The sequence below is a fragment of the Thermovirga lienii genome (assembly GCF_036847465.1).
GTDB lineage: Bacteria > Synergistota > Synergistia > Synergistales > Thermovirgaceae > Thermovirga > Thermovirga lienii.
The window spans coordinates 19,929-34,871 of the sequence record NZ_DAITZW010000001.1 but is presented as its reverse complement, the minus strand read 5'-3'; the positions used below and the strand labels follow the sequence as shown (position 1 = coordinate 34,871).

Sequence of the window (14,943 nt, the reverse complement as noted above, 5' to 3'; positions counted from 1 at the left end):
AAGACACCCTAACCAACCCCGATCTACAACATGATAGGAAGACGTGACTACAAACTCGAGGGGCGCAAATGCGCCCCTTCGAAATTTTTTATTCGCAAAATGACAGGCTATTAATTGGGCACATCTCCTTCTACTCCCTCAACGAACCAGTTCATCCCAAGCAACTCTTCATCAGTCATGGCAACGCCATCTTTTACCACTACTTCGCCCTTCTGGTTCTTTATGGGTCCGACGAAAACATGTTTCCCGTTTATTATAGCGTCCTTCTCAGCTTTTACCATTTCTTTCACCGATTCGGGAACTTCTTTCCCGAAAGGCGCAAGGTCAACTAATCCTTCCTTGAGACCCCACCATATATCCTCTGATTTCCAGGTTCCCTTTATTACTTGTCCTGCTACATAGGTGTAAACTTTACCCCAGTCCCACACCGGCGCAGTAAGATGTTTTGTAGGAGCATACTTGCTCATGTCGTTATTATAACCTATGACATAAACACCAGCCTCTTCGGCAGCCTGAGGAGCAGCACCGGAATCAGCATGCATAGCTATAACGTCAGCTCCAGAATCTATTAGTGCCAGAGTAGCTTCTTTCTCCTTGCCCGGGTCAAACCATGAGAACAACCACACGACCTTCACCTTTGCCTGGGGATTTACCTTCCTGACACCTAAGGTAAAGGCGTTTATACCCCTTATTACCTCTGGTATCGGGTTAGCCGCCACATACCCGATTACGTTGGACTTGGTCGCCTTTCCAGCCACTATACCGGAAAGGTATCTGGCTTGATACATTCTGCCAAAATAGGTTCCAACATTCTCCGCCCGTTTGTATCCAGAACAATGCATAAACTTCACCTTTGGATACTTCTTGGCTACCTCCTGCACAAAATCCATGTAGCCAAAAGAGGTCGCGAAAACAAGCTGAGCACCGTTTCGCACAAAGGTTTCCATCACCCTTGCCGAGTCAGGGCCTTCAGGTACCGATTCAGCAAAAAAGGTTTTCATCTTGGGATATGCCTTTTCCATTTCCAAGCGTCCGAGATCATGCATATAAGTCCACCCACCGTCTCCTATAGGACCTATATATACGAAACCTGCCACTAGGTCCTCCTCCGGTATTCCCTCACCTGCGTAGGCAACAGCTGACCCAAAAACCAAACATGCAATAGCAAAACACAACATTACTTTTCTTAGCATAACCTCAGCCTCCTGTCCTATTTTTCCCTTACAATTATTCCTATTTGATATTTTATTTAAGGGTCTTATGCGATTATACAACTTTTTCCTCTCACTTTAAATAAGTTTCTTGCCCTATTTCAAACCCAACTATACAGAACTTCACCCCCTGGAAAAGTATAACCTGAAGAAAACATGTAAGCACCCAACACTTCCTCTGGCCTGAGCAAGAAATGCTCCTCTATCTCCGATTCATAAAACTTGAGCGTTCCGCTGCCCTTCCAAATGTCCTTTCCTAACCTTTTGTTCTCCGCTTTTAATTTCACCAACTCCAATACTGATGGTGCTTCATTTGGGTTCGTGATATTCGGGAAGTGCCTTATATGATAAAGAGGCGAGGTCATAACATAAGGAAGGTCTGATGGGTTTATCCTACTCTCCAGCGTTATAGTCCCTTCCATCAATCTCTCACCGTTTGCACTCGCTATTCCCTTAAACACCGTCCCCTCTTTCTTATGGGGCATGGCAGGATTCAGATCGTGGTATTCCGTTATATAGACCTGTCCCAATTTTTTAGGAAACCCCATAAACCAGCCCCTTGCCATGGTGAAATCATTGTCGACCCAAACGAAAAGACAAATTTGCCCAGGATTCCCCTTGAAACTGCAGCTTGCCCATATGGCGGCTTCCCTGTACTGGGTTCGCTCAGGATTGATGCTCGGCATGTCCTTGGCCTCTTCCGACACAGACCACCACTTGCTGAACGCTGCATAACACAGTCCTGGGTCAGGTCCTAACTCCAAAGGTTCAGGCAAAAACTCCCTAACTACCGAAGGATCCGCTCTGAATAATATGTTTAGATACTCTGTACCGTAATGCCAAGGAAAAGAGGGAATAACCGAGGAAATACCTTTTGGAGTGAGAGGGTAGGAAAACCCCTTAAGTTTGAAATCTCGCAGCATTAGCATCCTCTCCATTCTTCTTTAGAGATATTTCAATTTTGTGCATTAAACTAACTCTAGTTTACATTCTCATTTACTGAACGACAAGTTTCAAGGGAAGGGGTCGCTCCTATCCACAAAAAAAACAGGGGAAGCGACTCAAAAGGTGAGGCGTTTCCCCTGTTTTCTGCTAAAAGGATAGTTCTGGCCAATAAAATGGCGGAGGCGTGTGGGAATCGAACCCACCAGAGCCTGCTTTACAGACTCTCAACGGGTTTGAAGCCCGTGGGCAACACCAGTCACCGTTCGCCTCCTCGCCTGGTCAATTTTAATAGTTATCCATCGGCCTGTCTATATGTGCTTTACAAATTATTTTAGGCTCTTTGAGCTTTTTTCTTAATCCTGGTAATGGCGTTTTCCAACTTCTTGGGATGCCAATTAAGGTGAGAGGATGCATTCTTTATAGAGCCGCACAACAACACTGCATCAAGCGCCTTCCGTTCAGTGTCAGTAAGCTTTTCCTTGAGCGCCTCCAGCTCTATCTTCAAATCTAAGATATCATCTGGCTCCTTCAATGGATAGTACTCCCAAGTCTCCGCCAATTCTCTCATATTAAGCCTGGTTTTCTTTCTAAGATAATCAAGCATGGCGTTTTTTACGCATCTAGAAGCATAAGTTCGAAAGGACGCCTTATTCTCGTCGTATGTGGCTAAAGCCCGCAAGAAAGCAATGCTCCCCTCCTGGACCAAATCGTCAAAGTCAGGAGAGTGGGGGCTTATAAGGCTTTTGGCTATGCTTTTGACAAAAAATATGTCTTCTTTAGACAGCGTAAGTTCTTTATTTTTGGAGTCAGGACTCGTCATAAGACAAAATTCCCCTAGTTTTAAAATTTATTTTCTTAGTCTATTCCTATTATCCTTTCCACCAACAATTCACTAGAAGGTGGAGCCTCTCCTACGACAAAGGCATCTCTTATCAAGTTTAGCGCTTCCTCCAATGAGTTTTCATTGTTGAAATAAATTCGTGCCATAGGTTCCTTCGCATCAACATGATCTTTCGTCTTTTTGAGAAGTTCAATGGCGACCGTAAGGTCTATATTCTCCCCCTTTTTCATGCGTCCCCCACCAAGCTTCCTTAAAGCCAACCCCACGTTTAAAGCATTACACGCAGTAACATAGCCTTCTCGATCTGATTTGACCTCCGCTATCTTGCCAGCAAGGGGCATCATCTCTTCCCCCGCTAAAACTGCGTCGTTCAACCTTCCTTTTTGAAATTCTATTAGCTTCTTGAATTGCCTCAAAGCCTTGCCACTTTCTATGGCCTTTTGGGCACAAGCAATTCCCTCTTCCATTGTCTTAACCTGGTCAGCTATTAATAACATGGCAGCCGATAAACTTAAACAAAGGTTCCTTGTATCCTGTGGTCCATCACCTCTTAATATATCCAAAGCTTCCTGTACTTCCGCACTATTGCCTACCCATCTTCCCAATGGAGCGTTCATGTTGGTCAAAAGAGCTAGGGCTTTCTTGTCAAAAGCCTTGGCCAAACCTACTAAGGTCTCAGCCAGAGCTATGGATTCGTCCTTTTTCTTCATGAAAGCCCCATTGCCAAACTTCACATCGAAAACAAAGCGGTTAGCTCCCCCTGCAAGCTTCTTGCTCACTATACTACTTGCTATCAAGGGAATAGAAGGCACAGTCCCAGTAACATCACGCAACGCATAAAAGAAACCTTCCGCTGGTGCAAGGGCTTTTGAATGGCCACTTATGGCACACCCTATTTCCATCACCTGGTTGATAAACTCCCTGGCCTCTAGCTGCAAAGAGATACCAGGTATGGACGAAAGTTTATCTATAGTCCCCCCCGTAAAACCGAGTCCCCTGCCGCTTAGCTTGGCTATAGGCACGCCTAGAGAGGAAACTATGGGAATCACAATCAGGGTAGTCTTGTCTCCCACGCCTCCAGTGCTATGCTTGTCCAAAACCACCATATCTTCTGGAAAAACTATCTTATCACCCGAGTCTGCAAGGGCTCTGGTGAAAGATATAAGCTCTTCAGAATTCAAAGATCTGAAATAGACTGCCATTAGCCAGGCAGCTATCTGATAATCAGGCACACTACCATCCATGCAACCGCGAACGAAATTCTCTATCTGTATCGAATCATGCACTTTACCGTCTCTTTTTTGCTCTATAAAGGCTAAAATATCAAACATCTTCCTCCTCCAAGGATGTTATAAGCCTCTCCAAGATCGCGTTCAATCTACCCGCCGTCTTCTCCATGGCCTCCAACACTTCTTCATGACAAAGAGGAGAATCAGTTATTCCTGCAGCATAGTTTGCTACACAGGAGAAAACACAAACCTTCATGCCCATATGGCGGGCCGTTATTACCTCTGGGACAGTGGACATACCTACCACATCAGCGCCCATAATCTCTGCCATCCTTATCTCCGCTGGCGTCTCAAAAGACGGACCAGTAAATGCTATATATACGCCTTTTTTAAGTTTCTCCCCTACGTCGTGGGCACATTTTTCCGCCAATGCCATCACCCTGCGATCGTAGGCTTCCGTCATGTCGGGGAACCTTGGACCCCACTTATCTATATTCCTGCCCCTTAAGGGATTATCTCCAAGGAAATTTATATGATCCTCCACCAAGACAATATCTCCGGGGGAAAGCATTCTATTTATTCCTCCCGATGCATTAGTGGCTATGTAGTATTTCACTCCCATGGCCCCGAAAACCCTTACAGGAAATACAACATCCTCCATTGAATAGCCTTCGTAATAATGGACTCTTCCCTTCATCACAAGCACAGGCACTTTTTCCTTTTTCCCATAAATCAATGCACCCGCATGACCTGGAGCTGTGGAGATAGGCCAGCCAGGTATCTCTTCGTACTTTATCTCTATAACCTCTTCCAGACATTCCACAAAGCTACCAAGTCCCGAACCAAGGACAATTACATATTTAGGGACCTCTTTTATCTTGCTCTTTAAATACTCCTTCGCCACCTGAACTTTCTCAAAAGTCGACATAGCCATTCTCCTCCTTTTTCTTCGGCTCACGCTCTGGGATGGGTTTTATCATATATATCCCTAAGCTCAAGGTCAAAGTGTGTATACTTCTCCGTGGTCCCAATAGAAGCGTGCCCCAAAAGTTCTTGCAGCGTCCTTAGATCCATTCCTCTCCTAAGCAGGTGGGTAGCAAAGGAGTGGCGCAAAACATGGGGGTGTAATCTTGCGGAGGAAATACCTGCAGCTTTGCCTCTTTTTTGGACAATTTTCCAGAAATCTTCCCTTCTAAGGGGATTACCATTTTTGGACAAAAAGACAAACTCAGACATAGCTTTATCCAACATAGGTCTAGCTTGGGACATATATGCCTTAAGGGTCTCCGCAACCTCTCCCAACAGCGGGACGACTCTCTCTTTCATGCCCTTGCCTAAAGGTCTTACGGAACGGGACTGAAAATCCACGTCATTTACCTTAAGGGATGTAACCTCACTGGCTCTCAATCCGCACCCGTATGCAACCTGTAACATAGCTCTATCCCTAAGGTCCAAGGGGGTTCCTCCAGAGCAAGCATCTATTATCCTCAGAATCTCCCCCTCGCTTAGTATCTGTGGCAATACCTTGCCACGAGGGGGAAGAGGAACCTTGAAGTCTGAGGCATCCGATAGGCCCTCGTAGAAGAGATAGCTTCCCCAGGATCTCAACGTCGCTGCATGCCGCTGAATGGTTGATCGGCTTAAATTCATTTTTTTTAAGTGTCTCAAGAAATCACGGGCTGCGTCGTGCGATGGAAGAAAACCCGAAAGCCCCTTTTTCTCGCAGTAGTCGAACCACCTTTTTATGTCTCGTTCATAAGCTTTCAGGGTGTTTTCACTACACCCTCGTTCGTACCTTAGATATTTCAAGAAACCTTCAAGAAGGGATGAGTCCTTTTGGGTTGGCATCTGAGGTTTAACACCTCTTTCGTTCGTTACTTTTGACAGTTCAAATACCAAAAGATGGCCAAAAGGGTTTTGCTATCTTTTATTTTCCCCTTTTCGATCATCTCCATAATCTCTTCTTTTGTGAAGAGGGCAACTTCTATATTCTCGTCATCATCCTGCTCCAAAGATTCTTCCACAAGTTCAGTGGCCAAGAACAATATGATGATCTCGTTACTGAACCCCGGCGATGGGTATACTCGACATATTTCCACGAGTTTTCCGGGCTTGTAGCCCGTTTCCTCCATTAGCTCTCTTTCGGCAGTAGCCTCTGGAGCTTCCCCTGCTTCCACTATGCCTGCAGGTACTTCCACCAAACATTCTCCAACGGCGTATCTATATTGCCGCACCAAAACGATTTTCTCGTCCTCCGTTACGGCTAATATACCTACCGCTGGAGCATGCTCCACCACTTCCCTAAGGGTTTTTCTACCAGAAGGAAGGAGCACACCGTCAACCCTTAGGTTGACGATGCGCCCTTCATATACCTTGTTAGTGTAAATTCTTTCTTCTTGCATAGAGTGTCCGCTCACTTTTTACTCCTTACCTTTGGACAAATATTCCCTTGCTATTTCTTGGCCCTTTTTATAGGCTTCTAGGTTCATCGGCAAAAACTCCGGCTTTCTCTTACCAAGTTTCTCCTTCAAAGTCTCCAAACAGACATCCTTGGAAACAATATCGCTCGCTTCCACCAAGGCTCCTAATACAACGATATTTGAGACTTTCTCGCTTCCTAGCGAAAGGGCGACACTGTGTGCTGGCACTGGCAAAACCGTTATATCCGTACGTGGGTCAGCATAATTCACTAGGTCAGAATTATAAATGAGCAGCCCCCCCGGCTTCACCTTATCCTTGAATTTCTCCAAGGAAGGGTTGTTCATTATCACTGCCACGTCGGCCTCTGCAACGACAGGAGAGGCTATCTCCTCATCGCTTACCACCACTCCGCAATTTGCCGTCCCGCCCCTCATTTCAGGACCGTAAGAAGGAATCCACGTTACGTGACGGCCTTCGTTAATTGCCGTATAAGCTACCAATTGCCCCAAAACCATGATGCCCTGACCACCAAAACCAGCCGCGATCAAACTCCTGTAGAAGCCTCCCATATTATTCAGCCTCCTTGTCAAAATCCTTGAAAACACCCAGAGGGTAATATGGCATCATGGCACTTACTGTCCATTCAAAAGCCTTAACTGGTTGCATACCCCAGTTGGTGGGACAGTTAGAGAGAACCTCCACAAAGGAATATCCCTTGCCGCTTATTTGATACTCGAAAGCCTTCTTTATTGCTTTCTTGGCCTCAATTATGTATTTAGGTTGGGCTACACTTACCCTTGCAATGTACGCAGGGGTTTTTAGCGTAGCCAAAAGCTCACACACCTTAATAGGATAGCCTGTGAGGTTCGGGTCCCTACCTTCTGGACATGTAGTGGCTCGTTGCCCTATGAGGGTCGTAGGGGCCATCTGTCCTCCTGTCATGCCGTAGATGGCGTTGTTTATAAATATCGTGGTAACTTTTTCTCCCCTGTTGGCCAGATGAACGATCTCTGCAGTCCCAATGGACGCTAGATCTCCATCTCCCTGGTATGTAAACACTATCTGGTCTGGCCTAGTCCTCTTTAGGCCTGTAGCAAGGGCCGGTGCCCTGCCGTGGGGAGCTTCGCAAAAGTCCACATCGATATAGTCATACATCAGCGCTGCACACCCCACAGGTGCAATGCCTATGGTTTTTTCTTGAATTCCAAGCTCATCTATGACCTCACAAAGGATCCTGTGGGTTATGCCATGGCCGCAACCAGGACAATAATGAGTGTGGACATCCTTTTTCCAGCTTTTTGGGCGTTCGTATACTTTGGTCTCTTTCATGATTTAACCCCCTCTATTAGAGGATTTCCCTTATTTTGTCCTCTATTTCCTGCACCGAGTGAGCTATACCACCGGCGTGCCCAAAGAAAGAGATCGGAGCTCTCTCTCCAACCGCGAGTTTCACGTCCTCTAGCATTTGCCCCATGTTCATTTCTATTACAAGGACGTGTTTGGCCTTGTCTGACTTTTCTTTTACCGCATCATAGGGGAACGGGAAAAGAGTAATGGGCCTTATCATACCGACTTTCTTGCCCTCTTTTCGGAGGTTGAGTATGGCGGACTTGGCTATACGTGCTGTGGTTCCAAAAGCCACAATCAAAACCTCCGCGTCTTCAGCATGAAATTCCTCGTATCTAACCTCCTCTTCCTGCATCCTTTTATATTTCTCATTAAGTTTAAAATTGTGCTTTTCCAGGTCTTCTGGGTTAAGATATAGACTTTTAAGAATGGTCCTCTTTCCTCGTTTTTCCATGTTTCCCAAAGCCCACGGGACCACATCGAACTCCTGTCCTTTGTACTCATTGATTTCTACGGCCTCCATCATTTGCCCCATGAAACCGTCCGCAAGTATCATCACCGGGTTCCTATACTTGAAGGCCAAATCGAAAGCCAACTGGGTCAAGTCCACTGCTTCTTGCAGTGTGCTGGGAGCAAGCACCAATAACCTATAGTCGCCGTTTCCACCGCCTTTGGTTGCCTGGAAGTAATCACCCTGGGCGGGTAGAATGCCGCCTAAACCTGGACCTGCTCTCATCACGTTCACTATGACGGCCGGAATCTCACATCCAGCGATGTAGCTCAATCCCTCGGACATAAGAGAGATCCCCGGGCTGGAAGAGGACGTCATCACCTTTGTACCTGTAGCTCCTCCACCCATCACCATGTTTATTGCCGCAACTTCGCTTTCTGCCTGAACATACGCTCCCCCTATTTTAGGCAGCTTTGCGGACATGTACTCAGGAATTTCGTTCTGGGGAGTTATAGGATAACCAAAAAAGTACTTACAACCTGCCTGTATGGCAGCTTCAGCTATAGCCTCTGTTCCCTTCATCAAAACCCTAGCCATATGGTTCACCTCCGGAGGCCTATTGACTATCTTCAATCTTGTAAACTTCTATAGCAGCATCTGGACATGTCGTAGCGCACATCTTGCAGGCAATGCAGCCTTCTTTGAACTGTTCTACAGGTCTGTACCCCTTGCTGTTGATCTTATCGGATATGCGCAAAACCTTCATTGGACAGGCCGCCACACAAAGCCCGCAACTTTTACAGTATTCCTCAAAAACCTCAATGCGACCTTTTGCCATTACCACACCCACCTTTCTCCCAAATATTTTCCTCTGCTCCGCCTAATCAAGTCCTACCAGCCTTACAGGCCCAGTATCTTATTGCCTAGTCCACATGTAATCTTCCTCCCACGGCAGCATCATTCTGCGCTCAAGGGGCCAAAGAGGAACATCTATGACACTTGAAATCCTGTCCATCTCGGAGTGAAGGCTCGGAGGCACTGTGGCATAAAGTAAGGGAAGAGAAAGTTCCTTCGATGCTTCCCGGGCCTTATTTATTCCATGTACCAACTCATCAACAGTGGTCTCCTCCATCAAGTGGCAATTTGCGACCAAAGCTTTTATCTTCAAGGAGCTTATGGATTCCATCCGCCTTATCATGTCGGCAATGCCTTGAGTATCGGAAGTTTGAGGACGAAAGGTATTAACTATAAGCATCAACATATATCCTACATCTTCCAAAAGGTCAGAGAACTGTTTCAATGCCCTTACTCCTATGGCATCTCCGCCAATGTCCATCAAAAGCTTCCCTTCTGGATCCTTTAAAGCCCATCCTACTTTGGGTGATAAGACTGGCATATCTGACCATTTGGCGCTCTCTGGAGGAGCTATTATAGTAAGGCCCTCTTCCTCCAAACGTGTCTGAATCTGCCTCACACAAAAATATGGATTTATTATGTCTACGTCGGCTACTGTGACTGGAACTGCTGTTGCTTTTAGCGCAAAGGCCAGATTCAAAACCCACTCGGTCTTGCCCGAACCCAACGCCCCAGTTACCGCTATGGCCTTTGGCCATGGATACTTCGCCACTAAGTCCTTTACTATATCTTCTCTGATAATCAAAGAATCATATCCCCTTCCTTTAAACCTGCCCCCAAAAACCAAGATGCTCCATCTTGACGTTTTCTGCCTTCCATTTGGACCTCCATCAATGTCACAGCACCTTCTCCGCAAGAGACCACAGGGAAACCCTTATCAAGTGCCACGACCTGCCCCGGTGCACCCTCAACAGCATTCGCCATCAAGGTCTTCCAAATCTTTAACCTCTTTCCCCTGTACATCAAATATGCTCCAGGATTCGGATTCAAAGCTCTCACTATGTTATGGAATTTCTCGGAAGGTAGGTCCCAGCTCAACTTACTCTCGGCTTTATCTATCTTCGGCGCATATGTCGCCTCTTCTTCCCTCTGATCCTTCGGTACTATCTTACCCTCCAAGAATAATTGTAGAGCATCCAGCAATATTTTGCCACCTTTAACTGCCATGAATTCCAACATTTCCCCTGCCGTGGCGTTAATGGGGATTTCAACCTCTTCCTGCAATAATATGGGCCCGGCATCCATCTTTTTGACCAACTTGAAGACAGTTATACCGGACCTTCTGTCTCCATTCATTATGGCCCTTTGGACTGGAGCAGCTCCCCGATACCGGGGCAACAAAGAAGGATGCACGTTGAAGCAACCTACTTTACCCCAAGAAAGGTATGGTTCATCTACTATATGACCGAAATCTATTACAAATATGCCCTCTGGAGAGTGGTCTTTCAAAAGGGCTATAAGAAGTTCATCTTTCGAAAGGTTGCTGGTTCTGTGGACATTCAACTTTAAACTGCTTGCTAAGATATCAACCGGTGTTGGCCTCTCTTTCAGGCCTCTTCCTGCCTTAGATGGAACATTGGTCACTACCAGACTGATCGGCACACTCCCAACTATTTGGTCCAGACATCTAGCCGCAAAACCTCCTGACCCCATAAACCAAAAAGCCAACAAGGTCACTCCTTCCAGTGTTTGCGCATTTTTTTCTTTATTATCTGCCTCTTTAAAACCGAAAGATAATCTATGAAAAGTTTTCCTCGCAAGTGGTCAATTTCGTGAAGAAAGGCCCTGGCCAGAAACCCCTCAGCGGCTATCCTTTCCACCTTTCCCTTTTCATTGCAGGCCTCCACCACTACACGATAAGGGCGCTCCACTTCTTCGTATATTCCAGGGACGCTCAAACATCCTTCCTCACGGCGTTCACTACCTGACGATTCCAGCACTTTGGGGTTTATCAAAACGTAGTCTTGTCCTCCATAGGACACTACGGCTATCTGCTTGCTCACACCTACCTGAGGAGCGGCCAACCCAACGCCGTCCTCTTTCCTCATGACATCAAACATTTCCTTTATGAACTTCTCCAGCTCTCCGTCGAAGACTTCCACGGGAGCAGCTTCCTTACGCAAAATAGGATCGGGATAGATTCGTACCTTTAAGGTGGTCATCTTTTTTCTCCTTTCACTTGTACCCGGGCCCCTATTTAGGGCCCGGGCACAAACTCGGAGTGTTCTCTTACTTTAAAAAATCTCCCAAGATATCGCCTATGGTAACAGAGACATTGTCTTCATCTGAAGCAAATTGAGGCTTACTTTTAGCCTGCTCTGCCATACGCTGCTTCTTTTCCTCTTCCCTTTGTTTTCTATACTTCTCCTCTTCTATGGCCGCAATGCTTAATCTGATTCTTCTCTCCTGAGGCCTCATGTCCACAAGCCTTGCTTGAACCTCTTGGCCTATTGACAGAACGTCCGAGGGCTTTTCTACCCTCTTTCTAGCGATTTGGGAGACGTGTATCAGCCCTTCAACACCTTGCTCTAATTCTACGAAGGCACCAAAATCGGTAAGCCTGACGACCTTTACTGGGTAATCCTGGTTGACTTGATATCTTTCTTCTATGTTTTTCCACGGGTCATGAAGCTGTTTCAAACCTAAGCCTATCCTCTTGTTCTCCCAATCCAGAGAAAGAACTTGGACTTCTATGGTCTGGCCCTTTTTGACGACTTCCTTTGGATGTTTGATCCTGTGCCAGCTCAGGTCACCGATATGGATAAGGCCCTCGACCCCTGGCAAAACCTCGACGAACACGCCAAAATCCATCACGTTCGTTACCGTTCCCTTTACTATGTCTCCCACGGAAAGTTTTTCCTTGGCACTTTCCCAGGGATCCGGTTGCAGTTGTTTCAAACTCAGAGAAATTTTATTTTTCTCCCTATCTATTCCAATCACCTTGACAGACACCTTGTCTCCCTTGGAGACCACATCCCTTGGATTTACGTTTTTCTGCCAAGATAGCTCGCTATTGTGGATTAGTCCTTCTATAGGTCCTAAATCAACAAAAGCTCCGAAGGAGGTTACCGTTGAAACCGTACCTTCCACCACATCTCCCTCGGAAACCTTTCCATAGAATTCATCTAGAAGCTTGGACCTTTCCTCTTCCAATATTACCCTCCTCGAAAGGACAAGCCTGCGTTTCCTGCGGTCCTTCTCTATGACTTTAGCATCGAAGGTCCCGCCAACCAACTTGGAAAGGTTTACGCTTTTGCCTTCTTCAGATGTATGGGAAATAGGAATAAAACCTTCCAAACCTAGACAATCTACGATAAGTCCTCCTTTGACCTTGCGGAGCCCCTTTACCGTAACTATGTCGCTTTGTTCAAGATGTTTCTCCAATTCGTTCCAACGACGGTCAAACTCACAGCGCCACCGGCTCACTATGAGCTGAGATTCTTCTCCGTGCTTTATGGAGACAACCTTTACAGTCACTGTCTCCCCCTTCTGTGGCGTTTCTTTCTCCTCTACCAAAATACCCTGGCTCCACTCGTTTTTAGGCAGAAAACCTTCTACCTTAAAACCTACATCGACCAGCCACCCTCCATCGGTAGCATCTACTATCACACCTTCAACGACTTTCCCACGGCGTATGTCGTCTGCAATGTACTGTTCAAAGATGTTTTCCATCGTTTCCTCGTTTTCTTGAGGCTTTGGTGCCTGAGTGTCTTGGGGCTTGTTATTGCTCATTTCGAAATTTTCCCTGTTTTGTTTGTTTTCGTCCATCAACATTTACCTTCCATCCTCCTTGACTACACCCTTCGCTTTGCCCAGCAGCTTTAAAAAATCGTCGATAAGCCAATCTGGAGTGCTGGCTCCAGCGGCAACTCCTATGATACTCTTACCTTCCAACCACCTCCAATCCAATTCCGACGCCTCTTCTATCCAAATAGCCTGGTTATTCCTTTCCAGGGCTATTTCAAACAATTTTCTGGTATTGGCACTATTTTTCCCCCCGATAACCACAACACCGTCAGTTATTCCGGCCAGTTCAGCTACAGCTTTCTGCCTGGCCTCAGTAGCCCCACATATGGTGTTGTAGACTCTGAGCTCGCTCGCCTTTGGGACCACAAGCTGAACCAAATTGGCTAGATCTTCCAGCCTCTGTGTAGTTTGGGAGATTATACCAACCTTGCCCCCGGACACTTCCTCAGGCAGTGGCTCTCCTGGAAGCACTACACTACTACGTTCGCCTAAGTGCTGGGTTATGGCCTTGACCTCTGGATGATCCTTATCTCCCAAAATAAGCACCCTGTATCCTTGAGAAATGAGGAAGGAGGCCTTCTTTTGAGCCTTGAAGACGAAAGGACACGTTCCATCTATTAGCGAGTGGCCTCGACTCAAAAGCTCTCTTCTATCTCCTTCAGGCAACCCATGGGCTCTCACGAACACGGCAGACCCGTTGGGGATCTCTTCCCCCGAATCCACAACTACAAGGCCTTTATTTTCCAATCTCGCAGTTTCCTGTGGGTTGTGTATGGGACTACCAATACAGTAAACCTTTCCGTGGACCTTTAAGGCCTCCTCTAGAAGGTTCACTGCCCTCTCAACTCCAAAACAAAAGCCTATAGGATCTGCTAAAATCACTTTGGGTTCTACCAATTTAATATCGTTCTCCAACGTTCTACCACTTGCCTTATGTCTTGATAGGGCACTCTATCCGTTACATCATACCACAAACTGGGCGAAAAACGTCTAAACCACGTCATCTGGCGCCTAGCAAAAGCCTTGGTTGCCTTTATGTCACCCTGCTTGGCTTCATCAAGGGAAAGAACCCCCCTATGGAACAAAACCAACTCCTTGTATCCAAAGCCCTGCATGGCAGGGAGTTTTTCATCATATCCCATGGAAAGTAGCCTGCCTACTTCCTCCACGAAACCCTCAGAAAACTGTTTTTCCACTCTCTCTTCAATGGCTCTATAAAGAGCCTGTCTATTCCTGTACAACCCCAAATAAAGGGGCCTAAAATGAGATTTTTGCTTTTTCGCAAAGGAACTCCACCAAGACATGGGTTTGCCTGTCAAGATAAAGACCTCAATGAACCTAATTATACGCCTGCCGTCGTTAGGGTGCACCTTATCATATATCTTGGGATCAACCCTTTTAAGTCTCTCCCTCAATTCTTCTTTACATCCCTGATTCCACAATAGTTCCAGTTCTTTTCTCACCTTTTCGTCCTTGGGTAAAGATTCGGTGAGTATGCCATCAAAGAGAGCACTATAATAAAAAGGCGTCCCTCCCACCAAGATGGGTATCTTGCCCCTCTGCCTAATATCTTTGATCACCTTCAACGTCATCTCCACAAAAGTAGCCGCGGAGAAAACCTCCTTTGGATCCACAACATCGATCAGGTGGTGGGGGATCCTGCTTCTTATCTCCTCTGAAACCTTATCTGTTCCTATATCAAGATACTTGTAAACCTGCCTTGAATCCACCGAGATTATCTCAGCATCAAGAGCCTCGGCCAACTTTAGGCTCAAAGCAGTTTTACCCACCGCAGTCGGACCTATTATGGACAATAAATAATTTCCAGAACGCATA

At 46.3% G+C, this 14,943-nt stretch carries 17 protein-coding genes and 1 tRNA gene; all 18 read right to left on the bottom strand.

The window, feature by feature from the left end:
- Positions 1–110 precede the first annotated feature (110 nt).
- The 18 genes from V7Z69_RS00185 to miaA all read right to left on the bottom strand — a co-directional run bounded on the left by V7Z69_RS00185 (position 111) and on the right by miaA (position 14,942).
- Entirely contained in the window at positions 111–1,193 is a 1,083-nt protein-coding gene (locus tag V7Z69_RS00185; RefSeq protein ID WP_014163044.1) for a BMP family ABC transporter substrate-binding protein, read from the bottom strand.
- Positions 1,194–1,312: 119 nt separating this feature from the next.
- The gene (locus tag V7Z69_RS00180) at positions 1,313–2,134 is read right to left on the bottom strand and encodes an acetoacetate decarboxylase family protein (protein WP_334138039.1); all 822 of its coding nucleotides are present in this window, start codon (positions 2,132–2,134) and stop codon (positions 1,313–1,315) included.
- A gap of 196 nt (positions 2,135–2,330) precedes the next feature.
- Positions 2,331–2,427 (bottom strand) — tRNA-Sec (locus V7Z69_RS00175).
- 60 nt (positions 2,428–2,487) lie between these two features.
- On the bottom strand, positions 2,488–2,976 hold the full coding sequence (locus V7Z69_RS00170; protein ID WP_334138037.1) for a sigma-70 family RNA polymerase sigma factor: 489 nt from the start codon (positions 2,974–2,976) through the stop codon (positions 2,488–2,490).
- Positions 2,977–3,011: 35 nt separating this feature from the next.
- Complete coding sequence (locus tag V7Z69_RS00165) at positions 3,012–4,328, bottom strand: thymidine phosphorylase (protein ID WP_334138036.1); 1,317 nt, start codon at positions 4,326–4,328, stop codon at positions 3,012–3,014.
- A complete protein-coding gene (locus tag V7Z69_RS00160; protein ID WP_334138034.1) occupies positions 4,321–5,154 on the bottom strand; it encodes a purine-nucleoside phosphorylase in 834 nt (277 codons plus the stop codon). Before V7Z69_RS00160 ends, V7Z69_RS00165 begins: the two co-directional genes overlap by 8 nt.
- 26 nt (positions 5,155–5,180) lie before the next feature.
- Entirely contained in the window at positions 5,181–6,074 is an 894-nt protein-coding gene (locus V7Z69_RS00155) for a tyrosine-type recombinase/integrase (protein WP_334138033.1), read from the bottom strand.
- Between the two features lie 26 nt (positions 6,075–6,100).
- A complete protein-coding gene (locus V7Z69_RS00150; protein ID WP_014163038.1) occupies positions 6,101–6,643 on the bottom strand; it encodes an NUDIX hydrolase in 543 nt (180 codons plus the stop codon).
- A 3-nt stretch (positions 6,644–6,646) separates the two neighbouring features.
- Positions 6,647–7,216: a 2-oxoacid:acceptor oxidoreductase family protein gene (locus tag V7Z69_RS00145; protein WP_014163037.1), complete on the bottom strand. Its 570-nt coding sequence runs from the start codon at positions 7,214–7,216 to the stop codon at positions 6,647–6,649.
- A 1-nt stretch (position 7,217) separates the two neighbouring features.
- Positions 7,218–7,976: a thiamine pyrophosphate-dependent enzyme gene (locus V7Z69_RS00140; protein ID WP_014163036.1), complete on the bottom strand. Its 759-nt coding sequence runs from the start codon at positions 7,974–7,976 to the stop codon at positions 7,218–7,220.
- Between the two features lie 16 nt (positions 7,977–7,992).
- Positions 7,993–9,042 carry a 3-methyl-2-oxobutanoate dehydrogenase subunit VorB gene (locus V7Z69_RS00135; RefSeq protein WP_334138030.1) on the bottom strand — a complete coding sequence of 350 codons (1,050 nt, stop codon included), beginning with the start codon at positions 9,040–9,042 and terminating at the stop codon, positions 7,993–7,995.
- A gap of 19 nt (positions 9,043–9,061) precedes the next feature.
- Positions 9,062–9,283: a 4Fe-4S dicluster domain-containing protein gene (locus V7Z69_RS00130; protein WP_014163034.1), complete on the bottom strand. Its 222-nt coding sequence runs from the start codon at positions 9,281–9,283 to the stop codon at positions 9,062–9,064.
- 78 nt (positions 9,284–9,361) lie between these two features.
- A complete protein-coding gene (locus tag V7Z69_RS00125; RefSeq protein ID WP_014163033.1) occupies positions 9,362–10,105 on the bottom strand; it encodes a hypothetical protein in 744 nt (247 codons plus the stop codon).
- Positions 10,102–11,028 (bottom strand): methionyl-tRNA formyltransferase, encoded by a 927-nt coding sequence (gene fmt / locus V7Z69_RS00120; RefSeq protein WP_334138026.1) that lies wholly within the window; start codon positions 11,026–11,028, stop codon positions 10,102–10,104. Before fmt ends, V7Z69_RS00125 begins: the two co-directional genes overlap by 4 nt.
- 5 nt (positions 11,029–11,033) lie before the next feature.
- Entirely contained in the window at positions 11,034–11,522 is a 489-nt protein-coding gene (gene def / locus V7Z69_RS00115; RefSeq protein WP_014163031.1) for a peptide deformylase, read from the bottom strand.
- 67 nt (positions 11,523–11,589) lie between these two features.
- Complete coding sequence (locus V7Z69_RS00110; protein ID WP_334138023.1) at positions 11,590–13,134, bottom strand: 30S ribosomal protein S1; 1,545 nt, start codon at positions 13,132–13,134, stop codon at positions 11,590–11,592.
- Positions 13,135–14,022 carry a 4-hydroxy-3-methylbut-2-enyl diphosphate reductase gene (gene ispH, locus V7Z69_RS00105; protein WP_334138021.1) on the bottom strand — a complete coding sequence of 296 codons (888 nt, stop codon included), beginning with the start codon at positions 14,020–14,022 and terminating at the stop codon, positions 13,135–13,137.
- A complete protein-coding gene (miaA, locus tag V7Z69_RS00100) occupies positions 13,998–14,942 on the bottom strand; it encodes a tRNA (adenosine(37)-N6)-dimethylallyltransferase MiaA (RefSeq protein ID WP_041446000.1) in 945 nt (314 codons plus the stop codon). Before miaA ends, ispH begins: the two co-directional genes overlap by 25 nt.
- Position 14,943 lies beyond the last annotated feature (1 nt).

What these genes read in the sequence shown, in the direction of transcription:
- V7Z69_RS00185 (WP_014163044.1), bottom strand. Translation starts at nt 1,193, where the DNA reads ATGCTAAGAAAAGTAATGTTGTGTTTTGCTATTGCATGTTTGGTTTTT.
- V7Z69_RS00180 (WP_334138039.1), bottom strand. Translation starts at nt 2,134, where the DNA reads ATGCTGCGAGATTTCAAACTTAAGGGGTTTTCCTACCCTCTCACTCCA.
- V7Z69_RS00170 (WP_334138037.1), bottom strand. Translation starts at nt 2,976, where the DNA reads ATGACGAGTCCTGACTCCAAAAATAAAGAACTTACGCTGTCTAAAGAA.
- V7Z69_RS00165 (WP_334138036.1), bottom strand. Translation starts at nt 4,328, where the DNA reads ATGTTTGATATTTTAGCCTTTATAGAGCAAAAAAGAGACGGTAAAGTG.
- V7Z69_RS00160 (WP_334138034.1), bottom strand. Translation starts at nt 5,154, where the DNA reads ATGTCGACTTTTGAGAAAGTTCAGGTGGCGAAGGAGTATTTAAAGAGC.
- V7Z69_RS00155 (WP_334138033.1), bottom strand. Translation starts at nt 6,074, where the DNA reads ATGCCAACCCAAAAGGACTCATCCCTTCTTGAAGGTTTCTTGAAATAT.
- V7Z69_RS00145 (WP_014163037.1), bottom strand. Translation starts at nt 7,216, where the DNA reads ATGGGAGGCTTCTACAGGAGTTTGATCGCGGCTGGTTTTGGTGGTCAG.
- V7Z69_RS00140 (WP_014163036.1), bottom strand. Translation starts at nt 7,976, where the DNA reads ATGAAAGAGACCAAAGTATACGAACGCCCAAAAAGCTGGAAAAAGGAT.
- V7Z69_RS00135 (WP_334138030.1), bottom strand. Translation starts at nt 9,042, where the DNA reads ATGGCTAGGGTTTTGATGAAGGGAACAGAGGCTATAGCTGAAGCTGCC.
- V7Z69_RS00130 (WP_014163034.1), bottom strand. Translation starts at nt 9,283, where the DNA reads ATGGCAAAAGGTCGCATTGAGGTTTTTGAGGAATACTGTAAAAGTTGC.
- def (WP_014163031.1), bottom strand. Translation starts at nt 11,522, where the DNA reads ATGACCACCTTAAAGGTACGAATCTATCCCGATCCTATTTTGCGTAAG.
- V7Z69_RS00110 (WP_334138023.1), bottom strand. Translation starts at nt 13,134, where the DNA reads ATGTTGATGGACGAAAACAAACAAAACAGGGAAAATTTCGAAATGAGC.
- miaA (WP_041446000.1), bottom strand. Translation starts at nt 14,942, where the DNA reads ATGCGTTCTGGAAATTATTTATTGTCCATAATAGGTCCGACTGCGGTG.